General features: G+C 64.8%; 21 protein-coding genes. 10 read left to right on the forward strand and 11 right to left on the reverse strand.

The genetic code is table 11. The annotated features are described in order from the left end of the window. Positions 1-57: 57 nt before the first annotated feature. Positions 58-192, reverse strand: a complete 135-nt coding sequence (locus GGD63_RS40685) for a hypothetical protein (protein ID WP_283812020.1) — start codon at positions 190-192, stop codon at positions 58-60. A gap of 29 nt (positions 193-221) precedes the next feature. Here GGD63_RS40685 and GGD63_RS35325 point away from each other — a divergent pair, with 29 nt between their 5' ends. The 3 genes from GGD63_RS35325 (at position 222) to GGD63_RS35335 (ending at position 2832) form a co-directional block, all read left to right on the forward strand. After that, on the forward strand, positions 222-1691 hold the full coding sequence (locus GGD63_RS35325; RefSeq protein WP_183249212.1) for an AMP nucleosidase: 1470 nt from the start codon (positions 222-224) through the stop codon (positions 1689-1691). A gap of 121 nt (positions 1692-1812) precedes the next feature. Beyond that, positions 1813-2421: a tetratricopeptide repeat protein gene (locus GGD63_RS35330; RefSeq protein WP_183249214.1), complete on the forward strand. Its 609-nt coding sequence runs from the start codon at positions 1813-1815 to the stop codon at positions 2419-2421. Positions 2422-2556: 135 nt separating this feature from the next. Continuing rightward, positions 2557-2832 (forward strand): DUF1488 family protein, encoded by a 276-nt coding sequence (locus tag GGD63_RS35335; protein ID WP_183249215.1) that lies wholly within the window; start codon positions 2557-2559, stop codon positions 2830-2832. A gap of 225 nt (positions 2833-3057) precedes the next feature. On the opposite strand, the gene GGD63_RS35340 is transcribed toward GGD63_RS35335, so the two are convergent. Then, a complete protein-coding gene (locus tag GGD63_RS35340) occupies positions 3058-3540 on the reverse strand; it encodes a CinA family protein (protein WP_183249218.1) in 483 nt (160 codons plus the stop codon). A 146-nt stretch (positions 3541-3686) separates the two neighbouring features. Here GGD63_RS35340 and GGD63_RS35345 point away from each other — a divergent pair, with 146 nt between their 5' ends. Genes GGD63_RS35345 through GGD63_RS35355 form a run of 3 tightly spaced genes read left to right on the forward strand, consistent with a single transcriptional unit; the run spans position 3687 to position 6350 of the window. Further along, a complete protein-coding gene (locus GGD63_RS35345) occupies positions 3687-4745 on the forward strand; it encodes an amidohydrolase family protein (RefSeq protein ID WP_183249220.1) in 1059 nt (352 codons plus the stop codon). Positions 4746-4770: 25 nt separating this feature from the next. Then, the gene (locus GGD63_RS35350) at positions 4771-5883 is read left to right on the forward strand and encodes an amidohydrolase family protein (protein WP_183249222.1); all 1113 of its coding nucleotides are present in this window, start codon (positions 4771-4773) and stop codon (positions 5881-5883) included. Between the two features lie 53 nt (positions 5884-5936). Next, a complete protein-coding gene (locus GGD63_RS35355) occupies positions 5937-6350 on the forward strand; it encodes a Rieske (2Fe-2S) protein (RefSeq protein ID WP_183249224.1) in 414 nt (137 codons plus the stop codon). 173 nt (positions 6351-6523) lie between these two features. Here GGD63_RS35355 and GGD63_RS35360 read toward each other — a convergent pair whose 3' ends face one another. Together GGD63_RS35360 and GGD63_RS35365 are read right to left on the reverse strand one after the other, a co-directional pair. Next, positions 6524-7855, reverse strand: a complete 1332-nt coding sequence (locus tag GGD63_RS35360; RefSeq protein WP_183249226.1) for an MFS transporter — start codon at positions 7853-7855, stop codon at positions 6524-6526. 145 nt (positions 7856-8000) lie between these two features. Then, positions 8001-8894: a transcriptional regulator GcvA gene (locus GGD63_RS35365; RefSeq protein WP_018643364.1), complete on the reverse strand. Its 894-nt coding sequence runs from the start codon at positions 8892-8894 to the stop codon at positions 8001-8003. A 110-nt stretch (positions 8895-9004) separates the two neighbouring features. On the opposite strand from GGD63_RS35365, the gene GGD63_RS35370 reads away from it, so the two are divergent. Together GGD63_RS35370 and GGD63_RS35375 are read left to right on the forward strand one after the other, a co-directional pair. Next, on the forward strand, positions 9005-9208 hold the full coding sequence (locus GGD63_RS35370; protein WP_183249229.1) for a DUF1127 domain-containing protein: 204 nt from the start codon (positions 9005-9007) through the stop codon (positions 9206-9208). A gap of 69 nt (positions 9209-9277) precedes the next feature. Next, positions 9278-9901 carry a GNAT family N-acetyltransferase gene (locus GGD63_RS35375; RefSeq protein WP_183249231.1) on the forward strand — a complete coding sequence of 208 codons (624 nt, stop codon included), beginning with the start codon at positions 9278-9280 and terminating at the stop codon, positions 9899-9901. Between the two features lie 191 nt (positions 9902-10092). Here the strand turns inward: GGD63_RS35375 and GGD63_RS35380 are convergent, their stop codons facing one another. Then, the gene (locus GGD63_RS35380; protein ID WP_183249233.1) at positions 10093-10923 is read right to left on the reverse strand and encodes an enoyl-CoA hydratase; all 831 of its coding nucleotides are present in this window, start codon (positions 10921-10923) and stop codon (positions 10093-10095) included. Positions 10924-11040: 117 nt separating this feature from the next. Continuing rightward, positions 11041-11742, reverse strand: a complete 702-nt coding sequence (locus GGD63_RS35385) for an SDR family NAD(P)-dependent oxidoreductase (protein WP_183249234.1) — start codon at positions 11740-11742, stop codon at positions 11041-11043. A gap of 231 nt (positions 11743-11973) precedes the next feature. Here GGD63_RS35385 and GGD63_RS35390 point away from each other — a divergent pair, with 231 nt between their 5' ends. Both GGD63_RS35390 and GGD63_RS35395 read left to right on the forward strand, forming a co-directional pair. After that, the gene (locus GGD63_RS35390) at positions 11974-13758 is read left to right on the forward strand and encodes an acyl-CoA dehydrogenase family protein (RefSeq protein ID WP_183249237.1); all 1785 of its coding nucleotides are present in this window, start codon (positions 11974-11976) and stop codon (positions 13756-13758) included. A gap of 44 nt (positions 13759-13802) precedes the next feature. Then, positions 13803-14891, forward strand: coding sequence for a Zn-dependent alcohol dehydrogenase (locus GGD63_RS35395; protein WP_183249240.1), 1089 nt, complete (start codon positions 13803-13805; stop codon positions 14889-14891). Between the two features lie 168 nt (positions 14892-15059). On the opposite strand, the gene GGD63_RS35400 is transcribed toward GGD63_RS35395, so the two are convergent. The 5 genes from GGD63_RS35400 to GGD63_RS35420 form a co-directional block, all read right to left on the reverse strand. Then, complete coding sequence (locus GGD63_RS35400) at positions 15060-15413, reverse strand: nuclear transport factor 2 family protein (protein ID WP_183249242.1); 354 nt, start codon at positions 15411-15413, stop codon at positions 15060-15062. Between the two features lie 162 nt (positions 15414-15575). Beyond that, entirely contained in the window at positions 15576-17048 is a 1473-nt protein-coding gene (locus GGD63_RS35405; RefSeq protein ID WP_183249243.1) for an amidase, read from the reverse strand. Positions 17049-17297: 249 nt separating this feature from the next. Continuing rightward, complete coding sequence (gene mbfA, locus GGD63_RS35410; RefSeq protein WP_183249245.1) at positions 17298-18269, reverse strand: iron exporter MbfA; 972 nt, start codon at positions 18267-18269, stop codon at positions 17298-17300. 67 nt (positions 18270-18336) lie between these two features. Next, positions 18337-19485, reverse strand: coding sequence for an alpha/beta fold hydrolase (locus GGD63_RS35415; protein ID WP_183249247.1), 1149 nt, complete (start codon positions 19483-19485; stop codon positions 18337-18339). Positions 19486-19662: 177 nt separating this feature from the next. Continuing rightward, a complete protein-coding gene (locus GGD63_RS35420) occupies positions 19663-20529 on the reverse strand; it encodes an MBL fold metallo-hydrolase (RefSeq protein WP_183249249.1) in 867 nt (288 codons plus the stop codon). Position 20530: the final 1 nt, after the last annotated feature.

The following is a 20530-nucleotide window of genomic DNA, read 5'->3' on the forward strand; positions in this document are numbered from 1 at the left end:
GCAGCCCAGCTCGGGCGGCCACCCGGGCTGGGCCATTCCTCACGGAACGAGGCCATTCTAATCCAGTGCGCTAAAACAAGGGTGGGCAAAGGCGCGATGCGCCGTGCCCACCATCTTCCACACGCCGAACAGATTGGTGGGCACGCTCCGCTTTGCCCACCCTACGACACCGCCTTCTTTGCTATAGTTCATCCCAAGCTCCAGCAACCCGGCGGTCGAACATGCAGTCCCCTCCGTCCATCGCCACCAAATCCTTCTCCGACGCGTCTCTTGCCGTCGCCCGCCTCGAAGAGATCTACGAGCGCAACACAAAGTTCCTGCGCGACCGGTTTGAGGCCTATGTTGGCGGCGAAGCCGTCACCACGCGGGTGCGAGCCTACTATCCCTTCGTCCGCCTCACCACCGCGACGCATGCGCGGCTCGATTCCCGGCTGTCCTACGGCTTCGTCGCCGGCCCCGGCGTGCACGAGACCAGCGTCACGCGGCCGGATCTGTTCCGCGCCTATCTGACCGAGCAGATCGGTCTGTTGATCCAGAACCATGGTGTGCCCGTGGAGATCGGCGAGTCGGCCGAGCCGATCCCGATCCACTTCGCCTATCGCCGCGACATCAACATCGAGGCCGCCATCACCACCAGCGAGAACTCGTCCGTCGCGCGCTCGCTGCGCGATGCGTTCGACGTGCCTGACCTTGCCACCATGGACGACGCCATCGCCGACGGCACCTTCGAGCTGCAGCCGGGCGCGCCCGAGCCGCTGTCCTTGTTTCGCGCCGCCCGCGTCGACTACTCGCTGCGCCGGCTCTACCACTACACCGGCACCGATCCCGAGCATTTCCAGAACTTCGTGATCTTCACCAACTACCAGTTCTATATCGACGCCTTCACGCAGCTCTGCCAGCAGCGGCTTCAGGCTGGCGAGGCCGGCCTCGAAGCCTTTGTCGCGCCCGGCAACGTCATCACGCGCGCCGGTGGCGCGACGACGGGGGCCGCGCCCGTACGCACGCCGCAGATGCCGGCCTTCCATCTCGTCGAACCCGATTATCGCGGCATCACCCTCATCAATATCGGCACCGGCCCGTCCAACGCGCGCAACGTCACCGACCATGTCGCGGTGCTGAGGCCGCACGCCTGGCTGATGCTCGGCCACTGCGCGGGGCTGCGCAACACGCAGCGGCTCGGCGACTACGTGCTCGCGCACGGCTATGTGCGCGAGGACCACGTGCTCGACCGCGAGCTGCCGCTCTGGGTTCCGATTCCGGCACTGGCCGAGATGCAGGTCGCACTCGAGGAGGCAGTCGAGGACGTCACCGGCCTCGAAGGCTTCGAGCTCAAGCGCCTGATGCGCACCGGGACCGTCGCAAGCGTCGACAACCGCAATTGGGAGATTTCGGGGCGCGAGGTGATCCGCCGCCTGTCGCAGTCGCGCGCGGTGGCGCTCGACATGGAATCGGCTGCGATCGCCGCCAACGGTTACCGCTTCCGCGTCCCCTACGGCACGCTGCTGTGCGTTTCCGACAAGCCGCTGCATGGCGAGATCAAGCTCGCGGGCATGGCCAGCGAATTTTACCGCCGCCGCGTCGGCCAGCATCTCGAGATCGGTCTGAAGGCGCTCGAGCGGCTCAAGCAGCAGGAATCAGAACGCCTGCATTCGCGAAAGCTGAGAAGCTTTGCCGAAGTGGCGTTCCAGTAAAGGACAACAGAACTGTCGTACGAACGCTGACGTCTCCGTGAGCGCAGCGCCCCGGAATATCGCTGCCGAGGCAGGGTTATCAATTCGTCCGGGGCCGCTTGAAGCAGGACAGGAGACGAAGATGTTCGCTGGGATGATCAGGCTCGTCACGCTCGGTACATTTGCGGCAGCGCTGTTGAACTCGCCGGCGCTCGCCGCGGGCGGTGGTGGAGGAGGCGGTGGCGGTGGCAGTTCGACCGATCCCTATGCCGGCGCCTATTCGGATCAGAAGCCGCAGCCAACCTATCCGAAGCGGCCGGGCGCCAAGGCAAGCCAGAAGGGCAAGAAGCAAGGCAGCCAATCCAGCATCGGCGATCCCGCTTTCGCCGCCGGCTATCGCGCCGCCTATGATACCATCTACGAGCACAACGACTATGCGGCCGCGATCGCGCAGTTGAAGTCGCTCGGCCATGACGAGCATCCGAACGTCGCCAACCTCATCGGCTACGCCTACCGCAAGCTCGGCGACTACGAACAGTCGCAGGTCTGGTACGAGCGCGCCTTGCAGGCGGATCCGAACCACGTGCTGACGTGGCAATATTATGGACTGTGGCAGCTCGAGCGCGGCAACCGCGAGCAAGCGCTCTATCACCTCGGTCGGATAGCTTCCATCTGCGGGACGGACTGCGAGGAATATCGATCGCTGGCCGCGGCGCTGGACAAGCCGGCCGGAACGGCGCTTGTCTATTGAGGTCGGAGCGTGGCGGGCTGACGCGAGCGCGCTGTTGACGAGCCTCGTAAGACCGCCATGTCCCCTGGCGCGGGTGGTGACAACGCATCAGATTTTCAGCATTGTCCGTCGCGGGGGCGCGACCGGGACGACTTGATGCCACTTTTGCGCGACAGGATCATTGGCCATGATCTGGGCCGGCTGGCCTTTCGCTTCACCATGCTGAACGATGGCGAGGTCGTGCAGTGCCAGATCTCCGACGCCGCGATGGACGAGCTTGCGGGCATGCAGGGCACCGAGAGCAGCGCGCGGCAGGCGCAATTCCTGTCCCTGCGCGAGACCATCGAACGCATCGCGTCGGACCTCTACGACGAGGCGCCGCGGGTGCAGGGCTATGTGGTGCGGATCTTCATGCGGCATTTGGGACGGTGACAACGGTCGTTGCCGCGAGCACAAATCTCTCACCGTCACCCCCGCGCAACGGCGAAGCCGTTGTCGCTGGAGGTGGCCGCTTCTTCAGCGGCCCTCGAAGGGCGACGGCCCGGCTGCATCTCGGCCGTTCATCCTTCGAGGCTCGTCACGTGGCGCGTTGCGCCGCGTGTCTCGCACCTCAGGATGACGGTTCAGAAAGTGTGGCCGCTGTCGCCTCCGAAAAGTTCACCCCTCCAGCTTCCTCAACAACAACCTCAGCGCCGTCGCTGCAAACACCTGCATGTTAGCAAATCGGTCATTGCTATCAGTCTCCAGCGTCATCACCTCCGCTGCAGGGCCCACGACGGCCATGCAGCTGTGGCCGGCGGCGTCGCCGTAGCGGTTGCCGGTGGGGCCGGCTGCGCCGGTCTCGGACAGGCCCCAGTCGCAATTGAAGCGGCTGCGCATCTGTTCGGCCAGGAGTTTTGCATAGGGCTCCGATGAGGAGCGAAAGCCCTTCATTCCTTCATCCGAAATATCCATCAGCACGCGCCTGGCATCGCGGGTGTAGACCACGGCGCCGCCGAGGAAATAGGCCGACGCCCCGGGCACCGCGAGCAGGCTGGCCGCGATCAGACCGCCGGTCGATGATTCCGCAACCGCAATGGTCTGTTTGCGCGCGATCAGTTGGGCCGCGACCTGTTCCGCAATTCCAACGAGCTCTTTCATCTCTTGAACCCCTTATCCCTTCGCAACCGAGCTCAGCTTTCCTAGCATATGACAGGAGGCTTGGCCGAGTTGCGGGCGACCGGCAGGCCTGCTTGAATGGCGGGTACAAGAACAGACATGCGAGGAAACGTGAGAAGGGAGACGTCATGGCGTCCCTGATCGCCGGCGGTATCGATTGCGACGTGCATCCGGCCGTGCCGCATCTGACCAGCCTGCTGCCGTACCTGAACGACTATTGGCGCGATCAGGTGACGACACGCGGCATGGTCGATCTCGTCTCGCAATCCTATCCGCAGAACTCGCCGATCACGGCGCGCCCTGACTGGCGGCCCGAAAGCGGCAAGCCGGGCGAGAGCCTGGAGGCCATGCAGCACCATGTGCTCGATCCCTTCCAGCTCAGCTACGCCATCTGCAATCCGCTCTATGGCGTGCAGATGGTGTTTTCGGAAGATTTGCAGGCCGCCTTCTGCCGCGCGTTGAACGACTGGCTCGTGAAGGAGTGGCTCGATCGCGACAAGCGACTGCGCGGCTCGATCGTGATCCCCACGCAAAGCGTCGAAAAGGCCGTCGCCGAGATCGAGCGCTGCGCCAAGGACCGGCGCTTCGTGCAGGTGTTGATGCTTGTTATGAGCGACACGCCGCTCGGCAAGCGCGCGCTGTGGCCGATCTATGAAGCCGCGGAACGGCTCGACCTGCCGATCGGCGTCCACGCCGGTTCCGCCTATCACAATCCGCCGACTGCGGTGGGATGGGGGTCCTATCACATCGAGGATTATGTCGGTCAGGCCCAGGCGTTCCAGACCCAGCTCACCAGCGCGATCGTCGAAGGCGTGTTCGCCAAATATCCCCGCCTGAAGATGGTGATGCTGGAATCCGGCGTCTCCTGGATCGCGCCCTACCTCTGGCGGTTGCACAAGTTCTGGCGCGGGGTGCGGATGGAGACGCCGTGGGTCGATCGCGCGCCGCTGGAACTTGTGCGCAGCAACATCCGCTTCTCGTTACAGCCATTTGATGCGCCACCGGAACCCGAGACATTAATTCGCCTGTTTGAGCATATGCAGTCGGACGAATTGGTCTTATTCTCCACGGACTATCCGCACTGGCAGTTCGACGGCCAGGACGCGTTGCCCGAAGGTCTGTCCCCCGATCTCGTGCGCAAGATCATGATCGACAATCCGTATGCAACCTATCCCCGCCTGAAATGAGCCCGCTGCCAAAGGAGGCAAGGCGATGAATATCCAGTTCCGCGAGAACCAAGAGGCCGCTTCCCCACTGACCGCCAAAACCGCGATCGCGGACTGCGACATCCACCCGGCACGCGCCACCCGCACCGAGCTCTATCCCTACCTCGCCAAGCGCTGGCAGCATCATCTCGAGATCTACGGCGTCCATGCCTATCAGGGCATGATGGAAGGCCCGCCCTATCCGAAGGCCCAGCCAAATGCCTCGCGCCGCGATGCCTATCCGCCGGAGGGCGGCCCGCAGGGCTCCTCGCTCTCCTTCATGCAGAAGCAATTGCTCGATCCCAACAATGTGCAGCTTGGCGTGCTCAATCCGCTCAACACCGGGCAGGGCATCCGCAATCACGAGCTCTCGGCCGCGCTGTGCTCGGCTATCAACGACTGGCAGATCGACAAATGGACCAGCAAGGACAAGCGTCTGAAGGCGTCCATTGTCGTCGGCAATGAGGACGGGCTGTCGGCCGCTGCCGAGATCCGCGAGCGCGCCGGCGACAAGAATTTCGTGCAGGTACTGCTGCTCAGCCGCAACGTCGAGCCCCTCGGCCAGCGCCGCTACTGGCCGATCTATCAGGCCGCGGAAGAAGCCGGTCTTCCCGTCGGCGTGCATGCCTTCGGCTTCGGCGGCAACCCCATCACGCCGTCGGGCTGGCCGAGCTACTACATCGAGGAGATGGTGGGACACTCGCAGTGCCAGCAATCGGCGCTGGCGAGCATTGTGCTTGAGGGCGTGTTCGAGCGTTTCCCGAAACTGAAGATGGTGATGATCGAGGCCGGCTTCGGTTGGGCGCCGTCGCTGGCGTGGCGGCTCGACAAGGCCTGGCAGCGGCTGCGCAGCGAGGTCCCGCATGTGAAGCGCCCGCCGTCGGAATATATCCGCGAGCAGGTGTGGTGGACGACGCAGCCGATGGAGGATCCGGAGCGGCGTGAGGATCTGTTCGACGTCATCAAATGGATCGGCTGGGACAAGTTGCTGTTCGCGACCGACTATCCGCATTGGGACTATGATGAGCCGTCGCGCGTGCTGCCAGCGGGTGTCAGCGAGGCCAACCGCGAGGCGTTCTATCTCGGCAATGCGAAGAAGCTGTATGGGATCGCCGCATGATCCGAAAAAGTGTGAAGCGGTTTTTCGATAAGATCATGCGGAAGACATAAAGCATGGCGCGTCATGTGATTGCGCCAGTGGATGAACTTCCGCCGGGCACGCGAAAATTCCTGGAGATCGACGGACGGCCGATCGCGATCTTCAACATCAAGGGCGAGTATTTCGGCCTGATGAACCGCTGCCCGCATCAGGGCGCGGCATTGTGCGAAGGCCCGCTGATCGGCCTCGCCCAGTCGAGCAATCCCGGCGAGATCGAATACACAAAGTTAGGTGAGATCATCCGCTGCCCCTGGCACGGCTGGGAATTCGATATCCGCACCGGACAATCCTACTGCGATCCCCGCCGCTTCCGCGTGAAGGCCTATCCGGCCCATGTCGAGCCGGGCGCGAGCGTGGTGAAGGGGCCGTACGTGGCGGAGACTGTTACGGTGAAGGTCGAGAGCGATTACGTGGTGGTCGAACTCTAAGCCGCACCGGCGGTGCGCTCCCTCGCCCCGTTCTTACGGGGAGAGGGTTGGGGTGAGGGGCTTCTCTCCGCGAATGAGATCGTTGTGAGACCTGTACCCCTCACCGGATCGCAAGAGCGATCCGACCTCGCCCCGCAGGCGGGGAGAGGTGAAGAAAGCGGGCTCTGCGCTGATTAATGCCCCGCAACCGGCTCCGCCGCCGCATCATACGTCGGCACCGCCTTGCCACCGTCGCGGTAGACGATCGACGCCGCGATGATGCCGAGCAGGGCGGCGAACATCAGCCAGGCGCCGGGCGCGGCCTTGTTGCCGGTGGTGTCGATCAGCCAGGTCGAGGCGAACGGCGTGAAGGTGCCGAACAGCGCGGCGGCGAGGGCGAAGGCGAGCGAAAAGCAGGTGGTGCGCACATGCGCCGGCACGATCTCGACGAGGGCGCCGAGCATGGTGCCGCTGTACATGCCGAAATAGAACGAGAACATCATCTCGACCGCGAGCAGCTTGCCGAAGGTCGGTGCAGCCACCAGCCAGGACAGCGCCGGATAGGCAGTCACCAGCGCGAGGCCGGCGATCCCGATCAGCACGGGCTTGCGGCCAATGCGGTCGGAGAGGGCACCGCCGACCGGATTCCAGATGAAGTTGGTGACCGCCACCAGCAGCGTCACGAGCAGCGCGTCCTGCGTCGACAGCTTCAGCACGGTCTTGCCGAAGGTCGGCGTGTAGACGGTGACGAAGTAGAACGTCGTCGTGGTCAGGATCGCGATCATCATGCCGAGGAGCACGATGCGCCAGTTGGCGAGCGCGGAGGCGAACACTTCGCTGGCGGTCGGGTGCTTCTTCATAGCAAGGAAGGCCGGCGTTTCCTCCAGCGTGCGCCGCAGGACGAAGATCAGCGGAATGATCAGGCAGCCGACGAAGAACGGAATGCGCCAGCCCCAGGATGCGACGGTATCGGCCGGCATCACCTCGGACAGGAGATAGCCGAGGATCGAGGCTACGAAGATCGCGACCTGCTGGCTCGAGGACTGGAACGAGGTGTAGAAGCCGCGGTTGCCGGGCGTTGCGATTTCCGCGAGATACACCGAGACGCCGCCGAGCTCGACACCGGCGGAGAAGCCTTGCAGCAGGCGGCCGATCAGCACGATGACCGGCGCCGCGATGCCGATGGTCGCGTAGCTCGGGCAGAACGCGATGACGACGGTGCCGAACGCCATGATGCCGAGCGTGACGATCAGGCCCTGGCGGCGGCCGATGCGGTCGATATAGGCGCCGAGCACGATGGCGCCGACGGGGCGCATCAACGCGCCGAGCCAGAACACGCCGAAGGTGTTGAGCAGCGAGGCGGTCTCGTTGGTCGAGGGGAAGAACGCCTTGCCGATCGCGGCGGCGTAGAAGCCGAACAGGAAGAAATCGAACTGTTCGAGGAAATTGCCGCTGGTGGCGCGCAGGATCGCGCCGATGCGCGACTTGATCACGGGCGGATTGGTTGAGGTGGCTGGTCCAGCCATGACGTTGCTCCCCTTGGAATGACGTGGCCGGACCGGAACTCATTTCACGGCAAGGCAACAGATTGAAGCTGCGACAATCTGTCATACCCCTTCCCGCGCGAGGGCTGGGGAGTCAACCGGTTTTCCGGAGGAAGCTGATGATTTTTCAGGCTTTATTTTGCGTCGCAGCGAGGATCCATTGGCGGAATGCGGCGAGCTTCGGCGCCTCTCGGCGGCCGTCGGGAGAGACCAGGTAAAACCCTGCATCCGCCGGGAGCGCGATCTTGAAGGGCACCACCAGCCGGCCCTTGGCGATGTCGTCCTGGACGTAGGAGGTCCGTCCCATCGCCACGCCCATGCCGTCGATCGCCGCCTGCACCGTCATGAGGGTCATGTCGAAGGTGATGCCGGGCTGCCGGGAGATGCCGGCCGAAAGGCCGGCCGCGGTCAGCCACAGCCGCCAGTCGTCACTGACGTTGGTGTGCAGCAGCACGTGGTCCTTCAGATCCTCCGGACGACGTAGCGGCTTGTCACCGCGCAACAGCGAGGGGCTGCACACTGGAAACAACTCGTCCGCCATCAGCCAGTCGGCGCGCAGGCCCGGCCATTGGCCGCGGCCGTAGCGGATCGCAACATCGACATTGTCGCGCTGGAAGTCGACCAGGCTGGTCGAGGTGGTGATGCGGACGTCGATGCCGGGATGGCTCTCCTGGAAATCGGTCAGGCGCGGCAGCAGCCACTTTGCTGCAAGCGAGGCGATTGTCGAGACCGTCAGCACCTTGTCGTCGTCCTTGCGCAAGAGACGGTCGGTGGCAAGGCGGAGGTCGTTGAAGGCGGCCCGCACGCCCGGGAGGTAGTCGCGCGCCTCCGGCGTCAGCGCCAGCGCGCGGTTCTGCCGGATGAACAGGCGGATGCCGAGCTCCTCCTCGAGCCTGCGGATCTGATGGCTGATCGCGGTCTGGGTCACGTTCAGCTCGCTGGCCGCCAGCGTGAAGCTGAGATGGCGCGCGGCGGCCTCGAACGCCCGCAATCCGTTCAGGGAGGGCAATCTGGCAGTCATCTGGCAGCAGGATGCATGACGTTATTTCATGCGAAAGGGTACAAATTGTCGTTTGTCGCAGCGCACTCGGAAGCAGATATTAGCGGTCAACTTAGCTCCAGGAGCTGAAAATGTCTACTTTGACCGACAATTCGATGACAAATCATCATGCGCACGGCTTGCTCTACCAGATCGGCGAGACCCTTCACGTCTGGCACGAGCGCTATCGTAACAGGCGCGAGCTGACCAACTGGACCGCCCGCGATCTTCAAGACGTCGGGCTGTCCTGGTCCGACATCGCCTACGAGGCCGACAAACCCTTCTGGCGGGCCTGATTGGCCGCCAGGCCGGCGCCGCCTATTCACAGGGGCGCCGGCGGTCCCTTTTTCTCGAGGGCTCGTGTCATGAGCGCTCTCCGCCTCGAAGACCTGAAGCAATATTCGGATACGCTGCGCACCCGCGACGGCACGGCGCTCAACGTCCGCTTCGTCGAGCCGCGCGACACCGACGAGCTTCAGCACTATTTCCGCTCGCTCTCGACCCGCTCCCGCTACAACCGCTTCTTTGGAGCGATCAGCGAATTGCCGAAGGGCCTGCTGCACGATTTCCTCGAGGTCGGCGAGCGCGAACGTTTCACCGTCGTCGCGACCATGATGGTCGATGGCTTCGAGACCATCATCGCTGAAGCGCGCTATGCGTTGCATGCGGAAACCGCGACGCTGGAGTTCGGCCTGTCGGTCGATGACCGCTGGCACGGCCATGGCATCGCCACTGCGCTGATGAAGAATCTCGAATGCCGTGCCGCGGCGCTCGGCGCCGAGCACATGTTCGGCGACACGCTGCGCTCCAACGAGGCCATGGTCTCGCTGGCGCGCAAATCCGGCTTCGCCTTCGTCAATCATCCCGACGACTGGAAGCTGGTGCGCTTCGACAAGGAAATCAGCGTCGCGCCAAAAGACATTCCCTGCGCGAGCTGGCGCCTCGCCGCCCTTTCCCGTCAGGCCGACAGCCCCTCAGCCTCGGCCTGACACCACTGCAAGCCCGGCCTGGCCAAGCCAGAGCCGGGCGTTTTTTTGCTTTGCGATCTCTCTCCAGCGTCATTCCGGGGCGCGCATAGCGCGAACCCGGAATCCATTTCACGGCTCGCCTTGCGGCCCAATGGATTCCGGGTTCGATGCTGCGCATCGCCCCGGAATGACGCCGTGGATGTCAGGCGCGCCTACCTCCCCGTAAACACCGTCTTCCGCTTCTCGATGAAGGCCTGCACGGCTTCCTTGTGGTCGGCGGTCGTGGTGAGGCGGATCAGCCGCTCGGCTTCGTGATCCCTGGCGGTTTCGAAGTCGAACAGCAGCGCCTCGTCGAGATTGTCCTTCATGTAGCGCAGCGCGAGGCGCGGGCCTTCGGCGAGCGATCTTGCCAGCGCGAACGCCTCAGTCTGCAATTTGTCGTCGGGCACGACGCGGTTGACGAGGCCGATGGCTTCGGCGCGCGTGGCGTCGACGCGATCGCCGGTAAACATCAGTTCGCGCGCCCGCGCGGTGCCGACGAGGCGGGTGAGCAGCCAGGCGATGCCGTAGTCGCCGCTGAGCGCGATGCGGGCATAGCCGGTGGCGACGAAGGCCGATTGCGCGGCGATGCGGATGTCGCAGGCCATGGCGATGGCGAGCCCGGCGCCGACAGCGGGGCCGGGCAGCGCGGCGATGGTCGGCTTGCGCACCGACACCAGCGCGCCGGTCAGCAGCCGCTGCCGCTCCTGCAGATCGGCGATGCGATCCTCCAGCGACATCTCCAGCTTTCTGGGGGCGCGATGCGCGCCCATGCCCTTGACGTTGCCGCCGGCGCAGAACGCCTCGCCCGCGCCGGTGAGCAGCAGTGCGCCGACGTTCGGGTCCTCGCCGCAGCTCCGGATCATGGTGCGCAGCGCCGGCGTCAGCGCGTCCGACAGCGAATTGCGCGCCTCCGGCCGGTTCAGCGTGATGACCGCGACGCGGTCGCGGATGACGCAGAGGAGTTCATGGGTGCCGGTGTCGATGGTGGTTTCCGTGGTCATGTCGCCTCCCTCCCTTCGTCATTGCGAGCGAAGCGAAGCAATCCAGTCTGCTTCCGCGGAGACATTTCTGGATTGCTTCGCTGCGCTCGCAATGACGGTTGTTGTTAAGTTATCGCTTCAAAACTTCTCCATCCAGGGCCGCAGCTCCAGCTCCCAGCTCCAGGCACTGCGCGGCTGCTGCAACACGTTCCAATAGCTCTGCGCGATGGCATCGGGATCGAGCATTGAATCCGGCTTGTCGGCTGCTTCCGTGCGCGCCGCGCTACGGATGCCGCCGTCGATGACGAAATGCGCGACATGGATGCCCTGCGGCGACAATTCGCGCGCCAGGCTCTGCGCGAGCCCGCGCAGCGCGAACTTGCCCATAGCGAAGGAGGCGGACTGCGCGTAGCCCTTGACGCTGGCGGAAGCGCCGGTGAACAGGATCGCGCCGTGCTGGTTCGGCAGCATGCGCCTCGCCGCCTGCTGCGCCACCAGGAAGCCGCCATAGGCGCTGACCGCGATCGCCTGCGCGACGTCGGCGGGGATCAGGTCCACGAACGGCCCGCGCGTGCGGCCGCTGGCATTGTAGACGACGAGGTCGGGTGTGCCGATCTCGCGCTCGACCAGGCCGAACAGCCGCTCGACCTCCTCCGGCTTGGTGGCGTTGCAGGCATAGGCTTTCGCGCCGGTCTCGCTGCAGAGCGCGCCGAGCTTCTCGATCTTGCGCGCGGCGAGCGCGACGCGGATTCCTTGCGCGGCCAGAAGCCGGGCCAGCGAGGCGCTCAGGCCTTCACCGGCGCCGACAATGAGGGCGATCTTGTATTTCGGGTGTTCCATCGCGTGATCTCTCGGAAGGAGGAAGCCGCTGATCTATGCATCCGCCGCGCGGACAACCAGCCGGGCCGATAACAATTCCGCAGAGCGAATTGCTCCGTCACGGCGATCATGCCTCCCTGACAATTTGCGGCTTTATCGCGCTTCCTGACTGGAGCATGATCGACATCATCCAAAGCGGCAAGCGCCAAAACAGTGCAAAATGTCCGCGGGACGGAAACGAAGAGGACGATCATGCTCAAGCCGGTCACAGCACAGCCAAAAAATGCCTCGGCCGAGCAGTCCGGCCTGCTGGCACCCGACACCACCGGCATGAATTTCTATCGCGCCGATCCGGCGCTGACGGACCTGCTCCGCATCCATCTGCCGGACACGCTATTCCGCCACATCGAGCCGCATCTCGACCGCCTCGGCGAGCTCGCCGGCGGCGTGCTCGACGAGTGCGCGCGGCTCGCCGACCGGCACACGCCGGTGCTGCACCAGCGCGACAAGTTCGGCCGCGACGTGCAGTGGATCGAATATCACCCGGCCTATCGCGAGCTGGAGAACGCCGCGTTCGGCCAGTTCGGCATTCACGCGCTCTCGCTCCGCAAGGGCATCATGGGCTGGCCGGACAAATATCCTGTTGTCGCCAAGCACGCCTTCACCTTCCTGTTCAACCAGACCGAATTCGGCATGGGCTGCCCGATCAACGTCACCGACGGCTGCGCCAAGCTGCTGGCGAATTTCGGCAGCGAGGCGCTGAAGGCGAAATATCTGGACGGCTTGACCTCGACCGACATGAGCAAGCTGACCCAGGGCGGCCAGTTCATGACCGAGAAGGAGGGCGGGTCCGACGTCGGCACGCTGACCACGCGCGCGGTGCAGGAGGGCGACCATTGGCGCCTCACTGGCGAAAAATGGTTCTGCTCGAATGCCGATGCGAAAGTCGTGATGCTGCTGGCGCGCCCTGAAGGCGCCGGCCCCGGCACGCGCGGCGTCGGCCTGTTCCTGATGCCGCGCTTCCTCGACGACGGCTCGCAGAACCACTACCGGATCGTGCGCCTCAAGGACAAGCTCGGCACGCGCTCGATGGCCTCGGGCGAGATCAAGCTCGAAGGCGCGATTGCTTACGCGGTCGGCAAGCTCGACCGCGGTTTCGTGCAGATGGCCGAGATGGTGAACTCCTCGCGGCTCTCCAACGGCGTCAAGTCGACCGCGCTGATGCGCCGCGCCTATCACGATGCGATGACGGTGGCGACCAACCGCGTCGTGTTCGGCCAGCGCATCATCGATCTGCCGCTCGGTCGGCGGCAAATGCTGAAGATCATGCTCCCGGTCGAGCAGGGGTTGTCGATGAGCTTTCTCACCGCCGACGCGCTCGATCGTGCCGAGGCCGGCAGCCAGGATGCCGCGGCGCTGCTGCGCATCCTGACCCCGACGCTGAAATTCCGCGCCACGCGCGACGCACGCAAGGTCTGCGGCGATGCGCTCGAGATGCGCGGCGGCATCGGCTACATCGAGCAATTCGCGACCCCACGCCTGCTGCGCGATGCGCATCTCGGCTCGGTCTGGGAAGGCACCGGCAACATCGTCGCGATCGACGCGCTGCGGCGCGCCGTCGGCCGCCATGGCGCCGAATCCGCGCTCGCGGCCGATCTGCATGCGCGGCTCGACGACAGCGCGTCGGTGCCGCAGGCCTGGCGCGACAATCTGCGCGGCCTCGTCGATCGCGCCGTCGGCTTCGCACGCGAGGTCGCGGGCAAGTCGGAGAACGAGGCCGATGCGCGCCGCGCCACCAGCCTGCTCTATCACGTCGCCAGCGCGGTCGCGCTGGCATGGGAGTCGCACCGTATCCACGAGATGCGCGGCGATGCGCGCCGTCTGCTGCTGTCGCGGCTGGTGATCGACCATCGCGTGACGCCGAGCGATCCGTTCCGGCTGACGGAAAATGCCGCGCAGGCGAAGATCGCCGCGCTGCTGCTCGGCGATCGCTCAGCAGGCATGAGCGAGGTTGGCGAACTGGTTCGGGCGGCGTAGGCTGCACTCCACGATCAAACAAAAAAAGCGATAGGGAGTGCCCGATGAAGGCCGCCGTCCTCTATGAAGTCAACCAGCCGCTGGTCATCGAGGATGTCAGCCTGCCGAAGCCCGGCCCGCGCGAGGTGCTGATCCGCACCGCAGTTGCCGGCCTCTGCCACTCGGATCTGCACTTCATGGAAGGCCTCTATCCGCATCCGCTGCCGGCGGTGCTCGGGCATGAGTCTGCCGGCGTGGTCGAGCAGGTCGGCTCCGATGTCACCTATGTGAAGCCGGGCGATCACGTGGTCACCTGCCTATCGGTGTTCTGCGGCACCTGCGACAATTGCACCACCGGCCGCACCGTGCTCTGCACCGATGCGACGGTGAAGATGCTGCCGGGTGTTTCCAATCGCATGCAATGGTCGAAGCCCGAGAAGCTGCACCAGTTCCTCAATCTCTCCTCCTTCGCCGAGCAGATGCTGGTGCACGAGAACGCCATCGTGAAGATCCGCAAGGACATGCCGCTCGATCTCGCCGCGCTGATCGGCTGCGGCGTCATCACCGGCTATGGCGCGGTGGTGAACACGGCGAAAGTGACGGCCGGCGAGAGCGTGGCGGTGATCGGCTGCGGCGGGGTCGGCATGGCCGCGATCAACGGCGCGCAGATCGCGGGCGCCGGCCGCATCATCGCCATCGACACCAATCCGGCAAAACTCCAGCTCGCGACCAAGCTCGGCGCCACCGACATCATCAATCCCGCCGACGGCGACGTGGTGAAACAGGTGCGCGACCTCACCAATGGCGGCGTGCATCACGCCTTCGAGGTACTCGGCCGCAAGGAGACCGCTGAGCAGGCGTTCGGCATGCTCGCCGCCGGCGGCACCGCCACCATCGTCGGCATGATCCCGTTCGGCCAGAAGATCGAGCTGCACGGCTTCGACTTCCTGCGCGAGCGCAGGATCCAGGGCTCCTCGATGGGCTCGAACCATTTCCGCGTCGACATGCCGCGCCTCGTCGATTTCTACCTGCGCGGCCGGCTGCACCTCGAGGACTGGATTTCGGCCAAGCTGAGGCTCAGCGAGATCAACGAGGGCTTCGCCAGCATGAAAGCCGGCAAGACGCTGCGCAGCGTGATCGTGTTTGATAATTGAGCGCTGGCGCCCGCCGGTGCCGCCCCAAAACGGGTGTCATCGCCCGGCTCGACCGGGCGATCCAGTACTCCGCGGCGGCAGTTATGTGACCCAATGACCGCCGCGGAGTACTGGATGCCCCGCCTTCGCGGGGCATGACAGCGAAGTTTGGGAGTAGCTTACGTCGCCTCACCGCGACACGTGCGCCGACACGGCGAGCCATGTCCCGTTCTTCTTCGCCCAGCAATCGGTATACCGCCCCGTCGCCTGCTGACCGTCGGACGTGGTGTAGCTGGTCGCGGCGTGGATGATCGCAAAATCGCCCATGATGCGGATGATGACGTCGTGCGCATGCAGATTGCGGATCGCGATCGGCCGCGCGGTCTGCTCCAGGAAGGCGGCGCGATCGACCAGCGTCTTGTCGGGATTGGAGCAGTAGAACTCCGGTGCCAGGATCTCGTCGAAGCGCCTGACGTCGCAGTTCTGCACCGAGGCGACGTAGTCGCGGTTGAGCGCGGTGAGCTGTTCGAGATCATGGCTCATTGAGTTTCCTCCCTGTCATTCCGGGGCGCGCGGAGCGCGAACCCGGAATCTCCATGTTATTTTACCCCGTCATTGCGAGCGAAGCGAAGCAATCCAGAAATGTCTCCGTGGACGCAGTCTGGATTGCTTCGTCGCAAGAGCTCCTCGCAATGACGGGAGGGACTAATCATCAAACAATGGCGGTGGCGCGAACCCGCCGAACTCCCTCTCGATCAATTCGGCGAGCTTCAGCGGCGTGCGATCTTCCAGCCACGGGCCGACGATCTGCACGCCGACCGGCAGGCCGTCTTTCGACAGGCCGAGCGGAACGGCCGTCGCAGGCAGGCCCGGAAGCGTCGCGATGCCGGGCCAGGCAAGCTGGTCGACATAGGGATAATCCGTGTCGTCGATACTGATGCGTCGCAGGCGCTGTTCCGGCAAATGATCATGCGGAAAGGCCGGCGTCGGCATGATCGGGCAGATCACCGCGTCGAATCTGTTGAACAGCGCGCGCCATTGCGCACGCAGGCCGGCGCGGCTACCCGCGTCGAGCACCCAGGCGCGGTGGCTTGCAATCGTGCCGCGCAGCCGCTCGGCAGCGAGGCTGCGGTCCTCCGGCGACAGCTGGCTCGCCCGTGCCCGCGAATCCGCCAGTTCGTCGGGCAGGAAGAACGCGCCGAGGAATCCCAGCAGCATGCGCATGTAAAGCCGCGACGTCTCCGCGAAATCCGGCAGCAGCGCGCTCTCGCGCGCGACCGCCACGCCAGCCTTCGCAAGATCCGCGGCGAGCTTGTCGATCGCGCCGCGGACGTCCCGGTCGGTCGGCAGCAGCGGATGGCTGTCGATCACCAGGACACGAAAATCCCGCAGCGACTGATGTCGTGCGACAGGCAGGTCGAGCTTGTAGGCGACACCGGCTTCCAGCGGATCCGGTCCGGCCATGACGTCGAGCAGCAAGGAAAGATCCGCAGCGGTGCGCGCCATCGGGCCGATGACGGCGAGGTCGCCCTCGCGCGGAAGGGCCGGAAACGGCGGCGGGGTCTCACCGCGCGCCGGGCAGAGATTGATGGTCGGCTTGTGCGCGAAGATGCCGCAATGAAATGCCGGCACACGCAGGGAGCCGCCGATGTCGGAGCCGGTGGCGAGCGCGCAATAACCTGCGGCAAGGGCTGCCGACGATCCCCCGGACGATCCACCCGGTGTGCGGCCGAGATCATAGGGGTTGTTCGTGGTGCCGTAGATGTCGTTGTAGCTCTGCCAGTCGGCGAGGCCGACCGGCACGTTGGTCTTGCCGAGGATCACGCCGCCGGCCTGCTTGATGCGGGCCACCGGCAGCGCGTCTTCCACGGGCTTGAAATCCTTCTGCGGCACGAAGCCCCAGGTCGTCGGCAGGCCGGCGATGTTGAAGGATTCCTTGATCGTCAAGGGCAGGCCGAGCAGCGGCTTGCGCTCGCCGCGGGCCAGTGCGGCGTCGGCCTCGCGCGCCGCGCCGAGCGCACGATCGAAATCCCGCACGCAGACCGCGTTGATCTTGCCGTCGTGACGCTCGATACGGGCGATCGCATCCTGCGTGAGCTCGACCGCCGAGACCTTCTTCGCGCTCAATGCGGCTGACAGCTCGACCGCACTCTTGAAACTCCATTCCGATTTGGCCACGGCGCTTCTCCCGCTCTGGTTGTCTAGGGATGATGCGCAGTTTGGCCGAACGCCGCAACCGCTGTTTGACCGAGATTGATATGCCGGCGGGACGGAACGGATCGAGTCGAGAATTTCGCTGTCATCGCCCGGCTTGACCGGGCGATCCAGTATTCCAGAGGCCTGCGTTGGAGAGCTCGCTCTCACTATATCCGCCGCGGCGTACTGGATGCCCCGCCTTCGCGGGGCATGACAGCGCGCGTGGGGCCGCTACGCCGCTCCGATCACTATCCCCACCGCCAGCACGATGGCGCCGCCGAGCACGATCTGGAACACCGCCTGGAGGAACGGCGTGTCCATGTAGCGCGAGCGGATGAAGGCGATTGCCCACAGTTCGAAGAACACGACGACGCAGGCGATTCCCGTCGCGATCCAGAATGCGTTCGCCCAGCTGTCGGGCACGAGATACGGCGCGGTGTGGCCGAGCCCGCCAAGCGTCGTCATCGCGCCGCAGGTGACGCCGCGCAGCCAGGGCGAGCCGCGCCCGGTCAGCGAGCCGTCGTCGGACAGCGCTTCCGCAAACCCCATGCTGATGCCGGCGCCGATCGAGGCGGCGAGGCCGACGAGGAACGTCTGCCAGTTCTGATGCGTGGCGAAGGCCGCCGCGAACAGCGGCGCCAGCGTCGAGACCGAACCGTCCATCAGGCCGGCGAGGCCCGGCTGCACATATTGCAGCACGAACATGCGACGCCGCGTGCGGTCCTCCTCGGCGCGCACGTCGGGCTTCAGGATCTCGTCGGTCAGTCGGGCTGCCGTGTGCTCATGGTTCTTCTCGGCCTCGGCGAGGTCGCCGAGCAGCCGGCGCACATTGACATCCTCGGCCTGCTCGGCGGCCTTGGCGTAGAAGCGCTCGGCCTCGAGCTCCATGGTCTCGACTTCCCTTCGGATGGTGTCGAGCGGCAGGTTCTTGGTCAGCCAGATCGGGCGGCGGCGCAGAAAGCCCTTGACGTCCTCGCGGCGGATTGGCGGCAGATGCTGGCCGAAGCGCTGCTCGTACAATTCCAGCAGCATGTGGCGATGGCCGCGCTCCTCCTCGGCCATCTGCTCGAACAGCTTGGCCGAGTCGGGATAGCGCTCCTTCAGATCCTCGGCGAAGGTCATGTAGATGCGGCTGTCCTCCTCCTCGGAGGAGATCGCGACCGCCAGCACCTCGCGCTCGGTCAGATCGGCAAAATTCTTCACGGCGGCCCTGTTTTGGTAGTTTAGAATTGTTCTAAACTATATAGAGCGCCGTCGTTTCCGGGTCAAATCAGGCCGTGCCGGCCTTTGCGAGGAAGTCGAGCAGCAACCGGCTCACCTCGGCCGGCTGCTCCTGCTGCACCCAATGGCCGGCGCCGTCGACGAGATGGCAGCCGAGCATCTTCGTGCAGCCGCGCCCCTGCATCGCCTCGAACACGCCGGGACGCTGATAGGTGCCCCAATCCTGCTTGCCCGAGATGAAGCAGGAGGGCACGTCGATGCTGCGGCCCGCGAACAGCTGCATCTCGTTGTTGAGCATGCCCGACGTGCCGTAGCGATACCATTGCAGCCCGCCCTGGAATCCGGTGCGGCCATATTCGGCGCTGTAGTAGGCGAGGTCGCTGTCCGGCAGCCATTGATTGGCGGCGATCGCGGCGGGCGAGGGCATCTCCTTCGCGACCGTCTCCGCCATGGTCTCGTTCAGATCCATCACATAATAGGTCGGTAGTTTTGCAAGCTCGCCTGCGGACCAGGACTTGAGCGGATACGGCTTGTTGTCGATCCAGTCCGCACTCTTCTGATGATAATAGGCGCGCAGGAAATCATGCACGCCCTGCGGCGCGTGCTGCATGTCCGCGTTGGCCGGACGTGTCGCGTAATACCATTGATAGTGCTTGCGCGGGCGCGGCAGCGCGGCGAGCTCGCGATGAACGGGGTCTTCGGTTGGCGGCCTTGCCGGCGCATCGACCGTGTTGAAAGGAAGAGGCGGCGCTCCGCCGAACGGCGCACTCATCAGCGTCACCGAACGAAACACGTCGGGCCGGATCAGCGTGCACCACGCCGCGACCGGGCTGCCGAAATCATGCCCGGCGAGATCGACCTGCCTGTAGCCGAAGGCCGACACCAGGGCGAGCGCATCGCGCACGAGGTTGAGGAGAGAGAACGGCGCGAGATCGCCATCATAGTCCGCGGTCCATCCCGTGGTTCGGCCATAGCCGCGCTGGTCCGGCGCGATCACGTGATAGCCGGCGGCCGCCAGCGCCGGCATCACCTTGCGCCAGGAGAAGGCGAGCTCGGGAAAGCCGTGCAGCAGCAGGATGCAGGGACGGCCCCTGGTCTCGAAACCTGCTTCGAGCACATGCATGCGCAAGCCGTTGATGCCATCGACATAACGCGAGCGGATTCCGGCGGGCAGGGGGATGTCGGGGAGTGTTGTCATCGTTTCCTCCACTTGGGTGGAATCGTAGGGTGGGTTAGCCGGGCGGATTGCGCGAAGCGCAAGCCGCCCGGCTAGTCTAACCCACCACTTTAATCTCCGCGGAGGCAGAAGCGGTGGGTTACGCCTTGCGACTGCGCTTTGCGCAGCCGCCGTGCTAACCCACCCTACGGCATCTCGCTAAACCGCAGCGCAGACGAACCCGTTGCCCTTGCGCTTGATCTTCCCCACCGACGGTGACGGAAAATGCGCGGTGCAGCACAGCGTGTCGGTGTCGCAATAGCGCTCCAGAAAACTGCGGCGCGTCGTTGCCGCCTTGGCCGGGTCGGCGTCGAACTTGATCGACAGCTCCGGATAGAGCGTCTGCAGCGGCGAATGCATGAGGTCGCCGGAGAACACGGCGTCGTCCTTGCCGCGCCCCATCGTGACGGCGATATGGCCTGGCGTGTGGCCCGGCGTCGGCAGGATACGAACGTGATCGCCGATCTGGTGGTCGTTGCCGACGAGCTCGTGCCTGTTAGCCTCGACCACCGGCAGCACGCTGTCGGCAAAGGGCGGCACTTCCGCCTTCGCATTCTGCGCGGACCAGTGATCGAATTCCTGTTTGGCGAAGACGTAGCGCGCGTTGGGGAAGGTCGGCACCCAGCGGCCGTTCTCCAGCCGCGTATTCCAGCCGACGTGATCGACACGCAGATGGGTACACATCACGAAGTCGATGTCGTCGACCGAAAACCCCGCGGCGTTGAGTCCGCGCAAATAGGTGTCGTCGGTCTTCATGTTCCATTTCGGTCGCGGCCGCGGCTTGTCGTTGCCGATGCAGCTGTCGACCAGGATGGTGTGGTGCGGCGTCTTCACCACGTAGGACTGGAAGCACAGCAGCAACACGTCCTGCTCGTCCAGCGCCTTCGCCTCGCGCATCCAAGCCCGGTTCTCGGCCAGCACTTCGGGCGTGAGGCCCGGCAGCATCTCCAGCGCCGGCACGAACGAGGTTTCCTGCTCGATGATGCGATGGATCGTGAGATCGCCGACTGAAAACTTCAGGCTCATG

It is taken from the genome of Bradyrhizobium sp. cir1, from assembly GCF_014198245.1.
Classification (GTDB): Bacteria; Pseudomonadota; Alphaproteobacteria; order Rhizobiales; family Xanthobacteraceae; genus Bradyrhizobium.